This is a genomic window from Thermodesulforhabdus norvegica, from assembly GCF_900114975.1.
Lineage (GTDB): Bacteria > Desulfobacterota > Syntrophobacteria > Syntrophobacterales > Thermodesulforhabdaceae > Thermodesulforhabdus > Thermodesulforhabdus norvegica.
This window is the reverse complement of the sequence record NZ_FOUU01000011.1, coordinates 1-17,813: the sequence shown is the minus strand read 5'-3', so window position 1 is coordinate 17,813 and position 17,813 is coordinate 1. Positions and strand designations below refer to the sequence as shown.

The window sequence follows — 17,813 nt, the reverse complement described above, 5'->3', positions numbered from 1 at the left end:
AACACCTATGAGTGAAAGGTCATTGCGGCAAAGGTTACGAAGGATCGGTTCTGATCGACGAATCCGTAACTTACGTCCAGGACACTGCCGGCAACATTCTCCGGTAGTATCCTGTTAAAAACGAAAAGGGGTGATGCCCCACAGATTCTCCTCACCTCATGCTGTTGCCACAGAGCCCGCTCGAAGCCTTCCCTGTCCCGCCCGGCAAGAAGCCCACAGAGATGTCTGTCCTTTGCAATATGCTCTCTTACCGTTACCAAATCCGGCACGAAGGTATCACCGTACCTTGGGCCTACGTGGGCCAGATCAACACTGGCGATCACACCCACATCTTCGTTTATGATTAAATCCGTGAGCACGGCAACAACTTCGTCTATCACTTCTCCTCGCATTTCGTAGTCCTCTCGGGTAAAGGAACACAGAAGTGGAACAATCCTGGCTTCGGGAAAAAGAAGCCCGATAAAGAGAACCTGAAACTCTATGGTGTGCTCTCTGGCATGATGATATTCACCCCCGGTTATATCGAAGAGCCTTATTCTGCTTTTGATCTCTTCGCAGATTTTTTTCTCCACCGGAACAATTCCCATCGGAGTTTCAAAATCTTTTGTGGTAAGTGCGAAGAAATCGTCAAGAGGTTCATGGCAGGTCCCTATGATAAGCCATACTCTGGGGTGTGCCGACTTTTCGGCCTTAGCGTAGGCCATCCCATAGCACTTACCCCCCAGAGACAGATCAATATGTGGCACTACCAATCCCACAATCTTTTCCCGATCGGCCTTTAAATCTGAAGATGCTTCAGGAATTTGGCCCGCCGACTCCAGTAGATTTCTGAGGAATTTCTCCAGCTCCCGGGGATCCTCCGGATAACTGGCCCCGCTATGAGCGGGGTGCCTAATCGGATCTTTTAAGAAAGATTCAACATGACGGGCCACTGTCCCGGCAAATCTTTCGTTGTCAAGAAAGAGACACTCATCCAGGCGTGCGACGAGCTCTTTAATCTGATCGCTGAAAAGCAGTTCTCCCGTCTGCCTCATATAAAAGGCCTGTATGTCCCGGATTGAATTGGTGCCGTCCATAAGGCCCAGGATCGTTATCATTCGTGGATCCACAATCAGTTGATCTTCCGAATACCCGAGCCTATCCCTCAGCAGAATAACCTTTCGACCCTGATAAACCGTCGGTATGGCTTCGACGCCGTACCTTATCCTGGGATACTCCACCCTACAACCCCCATGGAGTTTTGCAAAGGTGAACAAATTTCATTTTGACTAATCACGGCAAAACATGCTAGCATTCAACGAAAAATATTGGAAGATTTCGTTTTCCCCTGTGGGGCCGCGGGATCGTACGGTGGGGTTAGGTAGAGGGTTGAGGTTTCATTGCTACTTTTTAGAAGAGGGGGCGTTAGATGGACAGAGAGGATTTAACCTTGGCGGTCAGGGCTCTTCAGATTGGGAACAAGGTTAGAGAGCTCAGAGAGAAGCAACACTACACTTTACAGGATCTGTCTGCAAAGACCGGGTTATCCAAGGCGCTTCTTTCTCAGATAGAGAACAATCGAGTTATTCCCCCTATTGCGACGTTACTGAGGCTGGCGAAGGCTCTCAATGTGGGTCTCAGTTATTTCTTTCAGGACGAAGTCAAGGGTGAGACCGTATATATCACAAGGTTAAACGAAAGAATCCGGGTTGACAGGCGAGCTCATCACCGGGAAGGCGAAGTTGACTACGTTTACGAAGCCCTGGAAACCAAGAAACACGACAAGCACATGGAACCTTTCTACGTAGAGTTTCCTCCTCTGGAAACCAGCGACATGGTTTTCACGAGCCACGAAGGCGAAGAATTCGTTTACGTGATGGAAGGAACTCTGGAGTTCAGAACGGCAGACCGGGTGGAGAGACTGGAAGCAGGTGATTGCATTTACTTTGATTCTTCTCAGGGACACAGCTTCCGAAGCCTTGAAGACAGGCCTGCAAAGGCAATTGTGGTGGTATGGACAAAGCGGCTCTAGATTTTTGCATAAAAACGGGAGCGCCTTAAAATGATTGAAGTGCGGTTTCACGGAAGGGGAGGGCAGGGTACGGTTGTGGCCTCAATAATTCTCGCCAAAGCCCTCTTTCGATCGGGTTTTTATGTCCAGAGTTTTCCTCTTTTCGGTGTAGAGCGTCGTGGTGCGCCCGTAGAGGCTTTTCTGAGATGGGACAGCAGGAAAATCCTAAAAAGGACGAACGTTTACAGGCCGGATCATGTCGTGGTGATGGATTCCACGCTACTGCAAAGGCCCGACACCCTCAAGGTAATAACTTCCGGCATTAAGCCAGGTGGGTTCATAATAATGAATACGGCCCTCGTCCCTCCTCTGTTGGAACCACTTTCCGAGAATTTAAGACTGGCCTGGGTTGACGCCACAGCTATTGCCCGAAAGCACAGGCTCGGCACCCATACTCATCCCATAGTAAACACAGCCGTTATAGGGGCCTTTGCAAGGGTGCTGGGTGTGCCCGACATTGCGTCGCTGGAAGAAGCCATCAGGGAAGAAATACCAATAAAGACGGAAGCAAACGTTCAGGCGGCTAGAGAAGCTTATGAAGCCGTGGTGATAGGGGACGAAAAGGAAAGGGGAGTAATGGTATCATGATGACACACCCTGGCGTGCCTTTGCTTATTCCCAGGTCCACGACATCCACTGAGGTCAATAAGACGGGCACGTGGCGATTTTTAAAACCCATCTACGATGAGAAAACGGCTCCCTGCAGTGTCGCGTGCCCTGCAGGAGAGGATATCCCCAGGGTGGAGAGACTCGTTTCCGAGGGAGCTTTCAAAGAAGCCTGGGAAATCATTCTGGAAGAAAATCCCTTCCCGGGAATTTGTGGACGGGTTTGCTTTCACCCCTGTGAGCAATCCTGTAACCGCGCTCACTTTGACGAGCCCGTTAATATTAGAGCGGTGGAGCGGTTTCTGTCGGACACGGCCGCAAGATACCGGCTTTCTCCCGATTTGAATCTCCATGACCTTTCGGGATTACGGGTTGCCATAATCGGCTCAGGACCTGCAGGCCTGGCGGCTGCTTACTTTTTTAGAGTCTTCGGCTATTCCTGCGAAGTATTTGAAGCCAGAAGTGAACCGGGAGGGCTCCTGCGATGGGGAATTCCTTCATATCGACTGCCCCTTGAAGTACTCCATCGCTACCTGAAATTCCTGGAAGGTCTCGGAACTGTATTTCACACGTCCCATCCCGTCCCACCTGATGTGATCGGGGAAATGAGCAAGAACTACAACGTGGTTTTTATGGCTCCCGGTACCTGGAAGCCCAGGAGTGGTGGTTTCGAGGGAGTGGAATACGCCGAGGACGGCCTTAACTTTCTGCAGAAGATCAGAGCAGGGCAGGTTGAAAGGCTGGAGGGGGACGTAATTATCATAGGTGGAGGAAATACGGCCGTCGACGTGGCGAGATCTGCAGTAAGAATGGGTGCCCGTCCCCTTATCGTGTACCGGAGACGTCGTGAGGATATGCCGGCATCGGTGGAAGAAATCGAGGCGGCAGAGGAAGAGGGGGTTGAGTTGCTCACACTTCATATGCCCGTGGCAATCCGGCCTGAAGAGGGAAGCTTTAGGGTTGTACTGCGGGAAACCGTCGTAAAAGGAGTGGACGAGGGCGGCCGTGCCGCCTTTGAACCCGGAACAACCGAGCGAGTCATAAAAGCCTCAAGGGTATTTACGGCCATAGGCTTTGAACCCGATCCTCTGTGGCTTCCACCTGCCACCGGTAAAAATGTAATTTCCTGGAACACCGCAACCGTTGTCGTTCCGGAGTCACCCGGTGAGGCGATTAAGGTTTATGCGGGAGACCTGACAACCCCTTCGAAAACCGTAACCTACGCAATTGCGTCGGCAAAGGAAGCGGCCATAGTCTGTGACATTCTAAGAACCAGAGGGCTTTCCTTTGTGAATGAGGAGTTAAAGAGGTCCTCAATTGGAAACGGCCTCTTCTTGTCCATGAATGTCTACAGAAAAGGGCCGAGATCCGGCAGAAGCAAAAAGGTGGTAACCTTTGATGATATAAACGCGGATTACTTTTCCCTGGAGCCGCGCCTCAGGGTGCCTAAACTGCTAATAGAAGAACGGATCGAAAGCTTCCGGGAAATTGAACTCCGCATTGCCGCAAACATCGCAATGAAAGAAGCATCGAGGTGCTTTAATTGCGGGATTTGTAACGACTGCGACAACTGCCGCCTTTTCTGCCCGGATTTATCAGTAAAAATGGACGAGTCGGAACGGGAGCATCGCTTTATAGACTACGATTACTGCAAGGGATGCGGGCTCTGCGTTGCAGAATGCCCGCGCTGTGCGATGAGCCTTGTTGAGGAATCCCATTAGGGCTTTAAAGGAGAGCATGACAACAATGAAAAAGGTGGTTGAAGGAAGTCATGCCGTTTCCGAAGCGGTAAGGCTTGCGAGGGCCGAGGTAATCTCTGCCTATCCCATAACTCCGCAGACCCACATCGTGGAGCTTCTTTCAGAGTACTGCGCCTCCGGGGTTATGAAGGCCAAGTTTCTGAGAGTTGAAAGCGAGCATTCGGCTCTGGCAGCACTTATAGGTGCGGCTTCGGCAGGATGCCGAACCTTTACGGCCACATCTTCTCAGGGACTGGCCTACATGCACGAGCTTTTGCACTGGGCCGCCGGAGCCCGCCTCCCAATAGTCATGGCCGTTGTGAACAGGGCCCTTGCCCCGGGCTGGAACATCTGGACCGAGCAGACCGATACACTGTCGCAGCGAGACACGGGCTGGATTCAGCTTTATTGCGAGGACGGCCAGGAAGCCCTGGATACGACCCTTATTGCCTATAGGCTTGCCGAGTCCATTTATCTTCCCGTGATGGTCATACTGGACGCCTTTTTCCTTTCCCATACCTACGAACCCGTTGATATTCCCGATCAGGAAGAGGTGGACAGGTATCTCCCGCCCTTTGAACCGGCTTTCAAACTCGATTTGGCCAACCCATGCGCCTTCAATCAGCTGGCCCCGCCCAATGTTTACATGGAAATGAGGTATTCCATGCACGAAGCCGCTCTGCGGGCACGGGATGAGTATCTTGAGGCCGAGAGGTCTTTCCGTGAAGCTTTTGAACGATCCTACGGTATTGTCGAGCCCGTTTTCTGCGATGATGCTGAAATAATCATGGTAACCTCCGGGACGGTGACAAGCACCTGCAGGCTTGTTGTTGATGAGCTGAGGTCCAGAGGAGAAAGGGTCGGCCTTTTAAAGATAAAGATGTTCAGACCTTTCCCGGCGGATGACGTAACCCGCTGCCTGCGCAAGGCCTCCAAGGTTGCGGTTATTGACCGTAACATCTCCTTTGGCGCCTCCGGCATTTTTGCCCAGGAAATCAGGGCCGCTCTTTGCAACGATCCGAACAGACCGCTCGTATTCGGGTACGTAGCAGGGCTTGGTGGTCGTGACATAACAGAAGAGGTTCTTTTTGAGATATACGAGGACACCAAAAAGAAAGACCGGCCTGAAAGGCCCGACATATGGATAGGTCTCAGACAAGAGGTGCTGGCATGAGTCAAGATTTCCCCAAATACGAAGGCATGTATTCCGGGCACGTCGGATGTCCGGGGTGCGGTGCCGCCATAGCCATGAGGTTTCTGCTGAAAGGTTTGGGTAACAAGGTAATTCTGGTAATTCCGGCATGTTGCTGGTCGATTATCGCAGGTCCTTATCCTCAATCGGCTCTCAGGGTTCCGGTTCTTCATACGGCCTTTGAAACGGGTGGAGCTGTGTCCAGCGGGATTAGAGCCGCCCTTGATATGAAAGGCGATAGGGAAACGGTGGTTGTAACCTGGGCAGGAGACGGTGGTACCTTCGATATCGGTTTTCAGGCCTTAAGCGGGGCCGTTGAGAGAAATGAAGATATTTTCTACGTGTGCTATGATAACGAAGCCTATATGAACACCGGCGTCCAGCGGAGTTCCTCAACGCCTTACGGAGCCTGGACCACAACGACCCCCGGTGCGGATTGGAAGAAGATGCGTAAAAAGAACATAGTAGAGATCCTGGCGGCCCATCGTATTCCCTACGTGGCTACTGCAAGTATTGCCTTCCCTGAGGATTTTATAAGAAAGGTCCGCAAGGCAAAGAGCATAAGGGGGGCCAGGTTCCTGCACGTCTATGCGAGTTGTCCAACAGGCTGGAGAATGCCTTCGGACATGTCCATAAAGATCGCCAGAATGGCCGTTCAGACGAATATATTTCCACTTTACGAGGTAGAAAACGGGACGAAATACACAATTAACTATCACTCGAAAGGCTATCTCGTTAAAGAATATTTCCGGCTTCAGGGAAGGTTTCGTCATCTTACTGAAGAGGATCTTGAGCAGATTCAGGAGATGGTCAACGAAGACTGGCGGTTGCTACTTCAGAAAGCCGGCTTGACGACCATGAGCGAACATTGAGGCCATGAAGGTCTTGCTGGTTCAGCTCCCCGTGCTGTCCGCCGATCTGGCTTATCCTGCCGAGCATGTTCCTCTGGGTGCCGCTTCTGTAGGGGCTTATGCGTTTCTTCACCTTCCAGGCCTTGATCTGAAGCTCCTACCTCGGGATTTATGCACCTGGGGAGGTGACGAAGCAATCGTAAATGAAATCCTCCTGGAAGATCCGGGGGTCGTCGCCTTCAGTTGCTATCTCTGGAATGTGGAAAGAAGTTGTTATATAGCGGAACAGTTGCGAAGCAGGGGTTGCAGAGCCTTAACGGTTGCCGGTGGACCCGAAGTATGCCCCGACAATACCTGGCTCCTGAACAAAAATATTTTCGACCACCTCTTTATCGGAGAAGGAGAAAAGGCCTTTGCAGAGTTCCTTTCCTGCCTTGCAAGAGGAATGCGGGTTGCAGATAGAGTGCTCGCTTCGGAGCCTCTGAGGCCGGAGGAGTTGGTTTCGCCGTATCTCACGGGTCTGTTGCAGCCTGCACCGTCGGGATCCATCCTGATGGAAAGCCTTAGAGGTTGCAGCTACCGCTGTGCTTACTGCTTTTACCACAAAAGTTCAGGGTTAACCCGGGCGTTGCCAATTGAAAGGGTCGTTTCAGAGATCTTATGGGCTAGGGATCGCGGCGTTCGTGAAGTTCTTTTCACAGACCCTAGTTTTCTTGCAAGACCCGACGCGTCGGGTTTTCTGGATACCATTACCCCCTATACCGGAGGGCTCGATCTCTATGTTGAGCTGAATGCAGAGCATTGCAGCGGAGAAATAGTCAAAAAGTTGAAAGACTGTGGTGTAGTACAGGTAGAAGTGGGGCTTCAGACGGTAAACAGTAAGGCTCTGAAGTCTGTGGGAAGGAAATGGAGCAGGAAAAATTTCGTCGAAGGCGTTAAAAGGCTGAGAGATGCAGGCATAGTGGTTACCCTCGATATCATTGTCGGTTTGCCCCATGATACCCTTGATGACGTTATCCGATCCATTGATTTTGCCATCGAAAAGGAACTTTACGACGAGCTCAATATCTATCCGCTAAGCCTTTTACCGGGCACCGAGCTCAGAAAAAAAGCTGCGGAACTGGGGATCAGGTTCATGATCGAGCCCCCTTACTATGTTCTCAAAACTCCCTGGCTGGATTACGACGAAATATATCAGGCCTTTTCCTATGCCGAAGAGGTTACCGGGTTCGACTTCTTTCCCGTCGAAGTGCCCTACCTGGGCTCGTTACCCGGGAATTTCCTGTCGGTTATTGAGTTAGAAGGTGACGTAACCCCGGCAACTTTCCACAGTTGCTCGTGCTCCTTGAGCATCATCATCAAAAATCCCGGGTGGTGGGAGAGAATCGAATCGGTTAAGTCCTTTGCAACGAGCCTGATCAACAAAAACCCATATATCCTTCTCAATTGGATTATCCCGTCAAAGTTGGTTCCTGAAGGCCCTGCGATGCTGCCGTTTCTTCGAAAACTTTACCTATGGCGACAGCATCCTCTTGACAGAGAATTCTTCTCCACCAGGTCGTCCGTCAACTCATGTCAGGTCTTTATAACGAGACACGATCCGCTTTCGGGCGACTCCAACGTGTGGATCTGGATTCCGCCGGAGGATACAGGGGACGGTGAGTTCAGGATCATACCCGAAAACACCGACGAAAACGTCGCCGAGGATTGGGCGAGGTCTCTGCTTCGGAAAATTACAGGAGAAGACAATCCGGGTTACAGAATAGGCGAAGTCATGTATGCCTGAAGCCGTACTTTGCCACCATCGTCGGATGAAGCATGAAATCTGCCAGAACAAGCAACATCATCGCTTCGCAAACGGGGACTATCCTGGGAATAGCGCTGACGTCGTGTCTTCCTTTAACCGTTATGGTGGTGGGCCTGCCGTCTCTGGTTATGGTCTGCTGGGCTATTCTGATTGAAGGAATGGGCTTTACGGCAACCCTGGCCACTATGTCCATCCCTGAAGATATGCCTCCGAGTATGCCCCCGGCGTTGTTGGAGGCATAACCTTCAGGAGTAATCGGGTCGTTATGTTCGCTTCCCAGCATTCGAGCACACCGAAACCCACTGCCTATTTCAACTCCCTTAACCGCCCCTATTGACATTAAGGCATAGGCAATTCTGGCATCAAGCTTGTCGAAAACCGGTTCGCCCAGACCGGGCGGGCATCCTCTGGCCACAACCTGTACGATGCCTCCGCAGGAGTCCCCCCTGCGACGTATTTCATCTATCTTGACGGCCATGAGTTGGGCTGCCTCTTCGTCAGGGCAGTAGAAGGGATTATTGTCTATTACGGTTTCATCGATTCTGTTACATTTCACGCCGGCCAGCTCCAGGGTATAGGCAACGACGTTTATGCCAAAGGTCGAAAGGAACTTGCGTGCCACCGCACCTGCTGCAACACGTGCAACGGTTTCCCGGGCAGAACTTCTTCCACCACCCCGCCAGTCCCGCAACCCGTACTTCTGCTCATAGGTCCGATCGGCGTGCCCGGGTCGATACGTGTCGGCAAGAGTGGAGTAGTCGCCGCTTCTTGCATCCTCGTTATAGATAATCAGTGAAATGGGCGTCCCTGTCGTCTTACCTTCGAAGACCCCCGATAAGATTTGCACGCGGTCTGACTCTTTCCTCTTGGTGGAGGCAGGGCTCCGGCCGGGACGCCTTCTGTCCAAGTCTTTCTGAATGTCCTCTTCGGAAAGGGAAAGCCCCGGGGGACAGCCGTCTATAACGGCTCCCAGAGCCTTACCGTGGGACTCTCCCCAGGTGGTAACACGGAACATTTTGCCGAAGGTATTTCCCGCCATCTCTTATCCTGCTTGACTATGCCTGATAAACGGTTATTCTTTTTCTTAAAATCTTAACTCAGAAGGAGGAGGATTTTGTACCACGTCAGGGAGGTTGAGCCAAGCCATGAGTGAATGGCAACAGGATCCCCAACATGACTTTGAGAGCCACGTTGAAGAAGATCTCCAGGAACCCCCAATGTACAAAGTGCTCCTCCACAACGACGATTATACTACAATGGACTTTGTGGTGGAAATCCTGCAAAGGGTGTTCAACAAGAGCCACAGTGAAGCCGTACGGATCATGCTGAATGTGCACCATAACGGCATAGGGGTATGCGGTATTTACCCCGCGGAGGTTGCGGAAACAAAGGTGGCGATGGTGCATCATCTGGCAAGACAGAACGGCTATCCACTGCGCTGCAGCATGGAAGAAGCGTGAGTCATGATAAGTAAAGAAGTAGAAGTGATAATAGCCACGGCCATAAAAGAAGCCCGATCAAGGCGGCACGAGTTCTTTACACTGGAGCACATACTTTACGCATTCCTTCTCGATCCGACAGGTCGAAAGATCCTCTATCATTGCGGTGTGGACCTGGATCTTTTGAAGGAAAATCTGGAGGACTTTTTCCAGCGTAAGATGGAACCATTGCCCCACGGTGTTATCAAGGAACCCATGCAGACTTTGAGCGTACAAAGAGTTTTGCAGAGGGCTATATCGCACGCTCAGAGTGCCGAAAAGAAGGAGATTGAGGCCGGCGATATTCTTGCCGCCATGTTCTATGAAGAGCATTCCCATGCCGTGTACTTCCTTAAATTGCAGGGCGTAACCCGCCTGGATGTGCTGAACTACATTTCCCACGGCGTCTCGAAGATCGGAGCCTACGAAGACGAAGAACCGCCCGAAACCATAACGGGACGAAAGCCCGGAAAGCGCAGGAGCGCCCTTGAGGCCTTTACGGTTAACCTTATAGAAAAAGCAGCCCGGGGTCTTATCGACCCTCTTATCGGCCGTGAGCAGGAAATACTGAGAACACTTCAAATTTTAAGCCGCCGTACGAAGAATAATCCAATCTTCGTGGGGGATCCCGGGGTTGGAAAAACGGCCATTGCCGAGGGCCTTGCGTTGAAGATTTACCGTAAAGAAGTTCCCGAGGCCTTTCACAATGTTGAGATATATGCCCTCGACATGGGAGCTCTACTTGCCGGAACGAAATTTCGAGGAGACTTCGAAGCAAGATTAAAGGCCGTAATAAACGAGCTCAAACAGAAGCGGGGTGCAATACTTTTCATTGACGAAATTCATACTGTCGTGGGTGCCGGGGCGACGAGTGGAGGTTCTCTTGATGCCTCAAACATTTTGAAGCCCGTTCTGGCTTCCGGAATGATACGCTGTATAGGATCGACGACCTACGAGGAGTACAAAAACTACTTTGAAAAGGATAGGGCGCTTAGCCGAAGATTCCAGAAGGTGGAAATTACGGAGCCGACTCAGGAGGAAACATACCGGATTCTCAAGGGTCTCAAAAGCTACTACGAAAAGCACCACGGCGTTAAATACTCCGATGCGGCCCTCAGGGCTGCCGTTGATCTATCTTCCAGGTACCTCACGGAGCGATACCTCCCCGATAAGGCCATCGATGTTATCGACGAAGCCGGAGCCAGCCTTAAACTCAAGAATGATCGCCGTGTGCGTCGCATAGTGGGTGTGAAAGACGTGGAAATGGTCGTAGCCAGAATGGCCCGGATCCCTGCCAGAACGGTTACGGCAACAGATCAGCAGAGGCTTATGAACCTGGAAAGGGAACTGAAAAGGGTGGTTTTTGGGCAGGACGAGGCCATTGAAAACCTGGTTAAAGCTATAAAGCGGGCAAGGGCAGGCCTTGGAATTCCCGACAAACCTGTGGGCTCTTTCCTGCTCATCGGTCCCACAGGGGTGGGCAAAACGGAGGTTGCTAAGCAGCTTGCCAGAGCCCTCGGAATACATTTTCTGCGCTTTGATATGAGCGAATATATGGAAAAGCATACGGTTGCGAGGCTCATAGGAGCTCCCCCCGGCTATATCGGCTTCGACCAGGGAGGGTTGCTGACCGACGCCATAAGAAAACATCCTCACTGCGTTTTACTGCTCGACGAGATAGAAAAGGCCCACCCGGATGTCTTCAACATTCTTCTTCAGGTAATGGATTACGCAACGCTTACCGACAATAACGGCCGCAAGGCCGACTTCAGGAACGTGATTCTCCTTATGACATCAAACGCCGGCGCCAGAGAAATGGCAGCATCCTCCATCGGTTTTTCTACAAGGGCTGAGCTGACCGAAAAGGCAAAGAAGGGTATAAAAGCCGTGGAGCAACTTTTCAGCCCCGAATTCCGTAATCGCCTTGATGCCATTATCGCCTTCAACGCACTGGATCAGTCGATCATGGAGATGATTGTCGATAAATTCGTAAAAGAAATGTCCGAACAATTATCTGAAAGAAACGTTACTGTAGCTCTCAGCGATGGTGCCAGGAAATGGCTGGCAGAAAAAGGCTATGATCCGTCATTCGGGGCAAGGCCTCTTGGAAGGGTGATCCAGACGGAAATAAAAGACGTTCTTGCCGACGAGATACTCTTTGGATCCCTGAAAGAAGGTGGACACGTAACCGTTTTCAGGCCCGAAGAAAAGGAGATCCCTCGGGGCACGAAGGTGATAAGAACGGAAAACCTCGTTTTTCTGTGTCAATCTGAGCCCCTTCAGAAGAATAACCGGGTCGGGAAACAGAGCCGGCGGTCGGCAAAGTCATGACCGTTTTCAGACTAACGGAAGAGCTTATTTTCCCGCATCCCGAGCTGGCCGATGAAGACGGTTTGCTGGCAGTGGGAGGGGATCTTTCACCGGCGCGCCTGCTCCTCGCCTATAGTGCCGGGATTTTCCCCTGGTACGATGAGAGCACACCCATTTTATGGTGGTCCCCGGATCCGAGGTTAATTCTGCTTCCCCGGGATATCAAAATATCTCACAGTCTTCGCAGGGTCTTAAAAAAAGGCAGGTTCAGGGTAAGCTTTGATCAGGCCTTTCACAGGGTTATTCGCGAATGCGCTGCCGTAAGGGTTGAAAAGGGGTTGCAGACCTGGCTCATACCGGAGATGATCGAAGCATACGAAAGGTTACACGAGCTGGGCTTTGCCCATTCTGTGGAAACCTGGATGGAAGGGAAACTTGTGGGCGGTCTTTACGGTGTGTCTCTGGGAAGGGCCTTTTTTGGGGAGTCGATGTTTTCAAGGGAAAAAGATGCCTCCAAGGTAGCACTTGTGATTCTTGCCATGGTGCTACAATCCTGGAACTTTCACTTCATAGATTGTCAGCTCCCATCGGACCATCTAAAGAGGATGGGAGCTGTTGAAGTTCCCAGAGCTAAATTCCTGGAGATGCTTCGGGAAGCCCTGAAACATCCCACTTACCGTGGAAGGTGGGAACCCACCGTCGAAGCGATCCAGAGAATTTATTTAACCCCCAGGTCGGAGAAACCGGTTAAAACCGAACGATCTTAAAGGTATCACCACTTCGGGCGGCAGATTGGTTGTTGCCGGACTCATCCCATATCATTCGCTCAAGTACGAACTGATACGTCATGAATTCCTTATCCATTGGTATGAAGGCATAAGCCACGTAGAAAAGAGGAGCAATCTTTTTCTGAAGCCTTTCTTTTTTGGGAACGTCGAGCAAGGAAATCTTTACGGGGATTCGGTCGACGACATTTCCGTCCATGTCCAGCAATTCCAGATAAATACGGTTCAGGGTTATCGGAACTCTTGTGTTGAAAAAGGTTGTTGCGAACAAAAAGGAGCGTTTAGGTGGAGTGTGAACGAGCTGATATACGGAAAGCTCGGGTACGACTCTGGTAATTGCTCCGTAGAGGTTGCTTTTTTCTTCCGGCGATGATGCTCGGTGATCTGGTGGCCTGCTGGTAAAGCTTATGGAAATTCCGTAGAATCGGGTGGCAATATCTTTTAATGCTTTTTCCGGGTCAAAGGAGTCTGTCGTTATGGCGGTTTTCTCCAGGGCCTCCCGAACGATCTCTTTACGGTCGATTACTTCTTCCAGAGCTCTGACCAGATCTCTGGAAAGCGTAGCCGTTCCGCCTCCGATCTCAAATCTTACCTGGTTTTCATCGGCCCAGCAGTAGTCGAGGGTCAGGCGTTTTCCGGTGTTTGTTGTGAGCAGTAGTTGACCTGCTGAAGCCGATAGTTCCTGTGATATTGTAAATACCAGGACCAGTGAGATGATCAATCTAATCATGGGCTGTTCCTTCTTTTTTTGTTTTGGTTTTGTACACAAGGAAACATAATATCTCTTATCAGACGTTTTGCACAACCCCCATAAAAGCCAACTCAAGTCACTTGCTCACTCCCGAGGTTGCTGATATTTTTATCCGCTGCCTGCTTAATTGTCTATAACTATAACCATCACAATTTCAAGGGAGAAATCCCGTGCGCGTTACAGTTCTTGATTACGGAGCCGGAAACGTCAGAAGCGTCGTTAACTCAATAAAATCACTCGGCCATGAGGTCCATTTCGTCCAGAATCCAGAAGACATAATTAATTCTGAAATTCTGGTATTCCCGGGCGTTGGTGCCTTCGGAGAAATGATGAACACCCTGCGGGAAAGAAGCTTCGTAGATCCCTTGATCAGCTACCTGAAACAAAATCGACCCTTCCTGGGTATATGTCTTGGACTCCAGGCACTTTTTGAAGAGAGCGAAGAAGCACCCGGGATCCCCGGCCTGGGCTTTTTCAAGGGAAAAGTGGTTCGCTTCCCGAAAAGCCTTCCGGTGCCCCACATAGGATGGAACGGTATCAAGCCGAAACGGGAGTCTCTGATTTTTCACGGACTGAGAGGTAACGAAAAGCTTTACTTCGTTCACTCTTATCACGTCGTACCCCAGGACAGGTCTATCATCCTCACTACGACAGACTACGGGGTTGAGTTCGTCAGCTCAATACAACAGGGAAACATAATCGCAACTCAATTCCACCCGGAAAAAAGTGGGTCGGCGGGACTCAGAATCCTGAAAAACTTTCTGGCAAGGAGCATCCAGCCCTCTGCTCCGACGATGTCTCCCGTACAAACCCGCCTGGCGAGAAGAATTGTCGCCTGCCTTGACGTGCGTTCAGACGACACGGGACGTCTTGTCGTGACCAAGGGCGATCAATACGATGTGAGGGATCGAACGAGCAAAGCCGTGCGCAATCTGGGAGATCCCGTTGAACTGGCAAGGCGTTATTACGATGAAGGAGCCGACGAAATTGTGTTCTTGAATATTACGGGGTTTCGTAACTTTCCACTTAAAGACATGCCCATGCTGGAAATTTTGAAAAAGACCTCTGAGAACGTGTTTGTGCCTCTTACAATCGGAGGAGGAATCAGAGGCTATAGAGATGAAAAAGGACGCCGTTATTCTGCCCTGGAAGTTGCCTCGGAATATTTCAGATCAGGCGCCGACAAGGTGTCTATAGGAAGTGATGCCGTGCACATCGTCGAAGAGTGCATTTCGAAGGGCTCTGTAGATCCCGATAATGCGATAAGCGCCATAGCCAGAGTGTACGGTTGTCAGGCCGTCGTCATTTCTATAGATCCCAGGAGAGTTTACGCGAGGTCGCCTGAGGAGACCAAACACAATGTAATAGAAACAGAACTGCCGGGGCCTCAGGGTGAGCGATTCTGCTGGTATCAGTGCACCGTCAAGGGTGGACGCGAAGGAAGAAATGTTGATGCCATAACCCTCGCAAGGGTTTGCGAAGAATTGGGCGCCGGCGAAATACTTTTGAACTGCATTGACCGGGACGGTACCAATCTGGGCTACGATATCGAACTCATCAGGGCCGTTTGCGATGCCGTCAACATCCCCGTTATTGCATCGAGCGGCGCCGGATGCGCAGATCATTTTCTGGAAGTTTTCACAAAGACCAGAGTTGAAGCAGCCCTTGCGGCCGGCATTTTCCACAGAAGAGAGGTCAGAATTCCCGATCTTAAGAATTATCTCCGCCGGAAAGGCGTTGAGGTTAACGATTATTGATCTGACCTCTCCTTTTCGAGCTCCTCAGGGCTCATTGCCCAGTAAGGCATACCGTCTCTGGTACGTCTGACCTTCAACTCAAAATGCTCGCCTTTTTTTATCTTGGATGCGATAAATACGTCCTGACCGTCTACCTCTGCCCAGACTCCATAGACCTTGACCTGATCGCCCCTGTGAATCCCCATAGTCGCAGGATCAATAAACCAACGAGGACCCACGTGAACGGTAACCTCCTCGCCGTCCCTGTCCCTGACGACAAGCGCCACCCCTGGAGACATTCCCGGCATCGGGACTACCTCTTTGACTTCAAGGACGGTTCCCTTAAACTTTTCCCGATCTTCCGGAACATAAAGTTTGTTGTACTCACTTCCCGGCTCCCATCCTCCCATCTCCTCCGGAGATCGGGATTTACCGGAGAAAGCCGTACCCGTGTAAAGTCCCAGGAGACCTATGAAAACCAGCAATAACAGAACTCTAACCCCTGACATAACAGGCTCCTCAAAGGGCAAATCTAGTCTCTCTTTTTTTTCCTCGGTGGGGGAAGCTCCAGCCTGAATATCAGAGCCAGGCACCCCACGATTATCCCGATCATCCCCAGCACACTCATCTTACCGGGATCGTAAACCCTCAAATAGGCTCCCCAGATCCAGGGGTCAGCAAATTGACTCGCCCTCTGGAAGTATTCTTCGGCCAGCTCTGTTCTACCCTGTTCGTTCATTATAAAACCCGCAAGCCTGTAAGCCCTACCGGTCAGATAATCGTGTACGCCCTCTGCAAAGATCTTGGTGAGATCTTCCATAGCCTTTCCGTAGTCCCCGAGCATATAATAAGTTCTGGCCCTGTACAGTAAAGCCTCTCTGTTCGAAGGATCCTGTTTCAGCACAAAGTCGAAATCTCGGACGGCTCTGCCGTAGTCTTCCAGGCCGAAATAGGCCCGCGCTCTCAGGTAGTGATCCTGGGCGGTTGCTTTTCCTTTTTCAATGCAAATGTTCAGATCGTCAATCGCCTGCCGATATTTCCCCTGGTAAAAGAGAAAAAAGGCGCGCGCCTTTCTGGCTTCGGTGAACTCCGAATCCATTGCTATGGCCTGATCGTACAGGGCGATTTTGTTGAAGGTAAAGGGAACGGTTTGTGCCTGCTCGTAAAGATGGTAGGCTTTTGAAACCCCATAAGCCCTATCGACCACCATCATCGTGCAGATAAAACAGCCAAGAGCCAGTGCAACTGCTGCCTGCAAACTTCGCATAACTCAACCAAAACCTCCTACAGAACTGAATCTGCTCTCCACCTTGCGAAAGGAGCGCGCCTCTTCTGCCACAATTATCCGAACGTGGCAAGCCAAATGATTTCCCCTCTTCTGGAATCGGCTTTCCTGACACCTCGATTAAATAAACATGTTGATACGACACTCCCTTGCATGTTTAAGGTAATCTTCCGCTGTTTGAATCTCCACCCCTTCGATAAAATCTTCTTCTTTCAGTTCCATCATATCCACCGTCATCTTACATGCTACGAGCTTTACCCCTTCAAGCTGGGCTATTTCAAGGAGTTCGGAAATGGTTGGAATGTTGGCTCCATCAATCTTCTTTTTCATCATCTTTGTTGCAAAGGTTGCCATTCCAGGAATCGCGCCCAGGAACCCCGGAGGATAAAACTTACATACCTCTGCCCTTCCCTTTCGAATTACGTTAATTCCCATAAAGGTGAAAAAGATCGTGGCATCCATGCCCAGTCTTTTTGCGTTGATTGCAAGAATCAGAGGTGGGTAAGCGCCGTCAAGGGTGTCTCTGCTACAGATGAAGGTACAAGAAACCTTTTCGCTGTTGCCGTTCATAAATTTCCCTCCTTTTTAAGAATGTCGGGCTCAGTTGCCGCCTGTGCCCGTACGCACTCCATGATCTTCAGGACGTGGGGGTTGAGAACCCGGTAAAATACCTGCTGCCCTTCCCTTCTGGCCGCTATGATTCCGTGGTTTCTTAAAATGGTTAATTGTTGTGAGACATAGGGCTGAGGCAAGTCCAAATTCCGGCATAAGTCGGATACGCTTTGCTCTTCTTCGGCAAGGAGGTTGAGAATCTTCAGCCTTGCCGGATGGGCCACCGATTTTAAGGCTGCTGCTACTGCTTCCAGTTTTGCGTCGTCGAGATTTACGGGCATGCTAGCCTCTCATCTCATCATAAACATATTAGAATATACATATGTTCAAATTGATTATAAGCCTTTTTTCGTTCCCGTCAACCGTCAAAATTCTTTTTGCTGGCAACAAACTAACTTCCCGGTTTTTGTAGCAGATGGATTGTCCAGCGATTTGCTAGTGTTTGTGTCCGGCGAGCCTGTTCGAGAAAACGGATTTCTGGGGTGTAATGACCCCTATGAATCAAGACCAAAATTCACGTTATTGAAAAGACGATGATCCTCCGTTGTTTATGGTTGGCGGAATCAAAGGGTCATACCCCTTCGGCCTTCGCTCCAGGCCTTGACAACCGG

The 17,813-nt window shown here is 50.6% G+C and carries 17 protein-coding genes; 10 read left to right on the top strand and 7 right to left on the bottom strand.

The window, feature by feature from the left end; genetic code table 11:
• Positions 1-5: 5 nt before the first annotated feature.
• Positions 6-1,220: an AmmeMemoRadiSam system protein B gene (amrB, locus tag BM091_RS12080; RefSeq protein WP_093396101.1), complete on the bottom strand. Its 1,215-nt coding sequence runs from the start codon at positions 1,218-1,220 to the stop codon at positions 6-8.
• Between the two features lie 188 nt (positions 1,221-1,408).
• On the opposite strand from amrB, the gene BM091_RS12075 reads away from it, so the two are divergent.
• Genes BM091_RS12075 through BM091_RS12050 form a run of 6 tightly spaced genes read left to right on the top strand, consistent with a single transcriptional unit; the run spans position 1,409 to position 8,224 of the window.
• Entirely contained in the window at positions 1,409-2,011 is a 603-nt protein-coding gene (locus BM091_RS12075) for a helix-turn-helix domain-containing protein (protein WP_093396100.1), read from the top strand.
• A 30-nt stretch (positions 2,012-2,041) separates the two neighbouring features.
• Entirely contained in the window at positions 2,042-2,638 is a 597-nt protein-coding gene (locus BM091_RS12070) for a 2-oxoacid:acceptor oxidoreductase family protein (RefSeq protein WP_093396098.1), read from the top strand.
• Positions 2,635-4,377, top strand: a complete 1,743-nt coding sequence (locus BM091_RS12065; protein WP_093396097.1) for an FAD-dependent oxidoreductase — start codon at positions 2,635-2,637, stop codon at positions 4,375-4,377. Before BM091_RS12070 ends, BM091_RS12065 begins: the two co-directional genes overlap by 4 nt.
• Positions 4,378-4,402: 25 nt before the next feature.
• Positions 4,403-5,569 (top strand): pyruvate ferredoxin oxidoreductase, encoded by a 1,167-nt coding sequence (gene porA / locus BM091_RS12060; RefSeq protein WP_093396095.1) that lies wholly within the window; start codon positions 4,403-4,405, stop codon positions 5,567-5,569.
• Entirely contained in the window at positions 5,566-6,459 is an 894-nt protein-coding gene (locus BM091_RS12055; protein WP_093396094.1) for a 3-methyl-2-oxobutanoate dehydrogenase subunit beta, read from the top strand. Before porA ends, BM091_RS12055 begins: the two co-directional genes overlap by 4 nt.
• 4 nt (positions 6,460-6,463) lie before the next feature.
• The gene (locus BM091_RS12050) at positions 6,464-8,224 is read left to right on the top strand and encodes a B12-binding domain-containing radical SAM protein (RefSeq protein ID WP_093396092.1); all 1,761 of its coding nucleotides are present in this window, start codon (positions 6,464-6,466) and stop codon (positions 8,222-8,224) included.
• Here BM091_RS12050 and aroC read toward each other — a convergent pair.
• Complete coding sequence (aroC, locus tag BM091_RS12045; protein ID WP_093396091.1) at positions 8,211-9,284, bottom strand: chorismate synthase; 1,074 nt, start codon at positions 9,282-9,284, stop codon at positions 8,211-8,213. The two genes, BM091_RS12050 and aroC, sit on opposite strands and share 14 nt — an antisense overlap.
• Positions 9,285-9,390: 106 nt before the next feature.
• Here aroC and clpS point away from each other — a divergent pair, with 106 nt between their 5' ends.
• The 3 genes from clpS to aat are packed head-to-tail and all read left to right on the top strand — an operon-like array spanning position 9,391 to position 12,800.
• Positions 9,391-9,705, top strand: coding sequence for an ATP-dependent Clp protease adapter ClpS (gene clpS / locus BM091_RS12040; RefSeq protein WP_093396089.1), 315 nt, complete (start codon positions 9,391-9,393; stop codon positions 9,703-9,705).
• 3 nt (positions 9,706-9,708) lie between these two features.
• Complete coding sequence (gene clpA, locus BM091_RS12035) at positions 9,709-12,054, top strand: ATP-dependent Clp protease ATP-binding subunit ClpA (RefSeq protein WP_093396088.1); 2,346 nt, start codon at positions 9,709-9,711, stop codon at positions 12,052-12,054.
• The gene (gene aat, locus BM091_RS12030; RefSeq protein ID WP_093396086.1) at positions 12,051-12,800 is read left to right on the top strand and encodes a leucyl/phenylalanyl-tRNA--protein transferase; all 750 of its coding nucleotides are present in this window, start codon (positions 12,051-12,053) and stop codon (positions 12,798-12,800) included. The genes clpA and aat overlap by 4 nt, the downstream gene beginning before the upstream one ends.
• On the opposite strand, the gene BM091_RS12025 is transcribed toward aat, so the two are convergent.
• Positions 12,781-13,548: a hypothetical protein gene (locus BM091_RS12025; protein ID WP_093396085.1), complete on the bottom strand. Its 768-nt coding sequence runs from the start codon at positions 13,546-13,548 to the stop codon at positions 12,781-12,783. The genes aat and BM091_RS12025 overlap by 20 nt on opposite strands.
• A gap of 191 nt (positions 13,549-13,739) precedes the next feature.
• Between BM091_RS12025 and hisF the strand changes: the two genes are divergently transcribed.
• Positions 13,740-15,326 carry an imidazole glycerol phosphate synthase subunit HisF gene (gene hisF / locus BM091_RS12020; RefSeq protein WP_093396083.1) on the top strand — a complete coding sequence of 529 codons (1,587 nt, stop codon included), beginning with the start codon at positions 13,740-13,742 and terminating at the stop codon, positions 15,324-15,326.
• On the opposite strand, the gene BM091_RS12015 is transcribed toward hisF, so the two are convergent.
• From BM091_RS12015 to BM091_RS12000, 4 genes are all read right to left on the bottom strand, one after another.
• Complete coding sequence (locus BM091_RS12015; protein ID WP_093396082.1) at positions 15,320-15,814, bottom strand: MamS/MamX family magnetosome protein; 495 nt, start codon at positions 15,812-15,814, stop codon at positions 15,320-15,322. The genes hisF and BM091_RS12015 overlap by 7 nt on opposite strands.
• Positions 15,815-15,837: 23 nt before the next feature.
• Entirely contained in the window at positions 15,838-16,572 is a 735-nt protein-coding gene (locus BM091_RS12010) for a tetratricopeptide repeat protein (protein WP_093396080.1), read from the bottom strand.
• Between the two features lie 138 nt (positions 16,573-16,710).
• Positions 16,711-17,160 (bottom strand): DsrE/DsrF/DrsH-like family protein, encoded by a 450-nt coding sequence (locus BM091_RS12005; RefSeq protein ID WP_093396079.1) that lies wholly within the window; start codon positions 17,158-17,160, stop codon positions 16,711-16,713.
• The gene (locus BM091_RS12000) at positions 17,157-17,483 is read right to left on the bottom strand and encodes an ArsR/SmtB family transcription factor (RefSeq protein ID WP_093396077.1); all 327 of its coding nucleotides are present in this window, start codon (positions 17,481-17,483) and stop codon (positions 17,157-17,159) included. Before BM091_RS12000 ends, BM091_RS12005 begins: the two co-directional genes overlap by 4 nt.
• Positions 17,484-17,813: the final 330 nt, after the last annotated feature.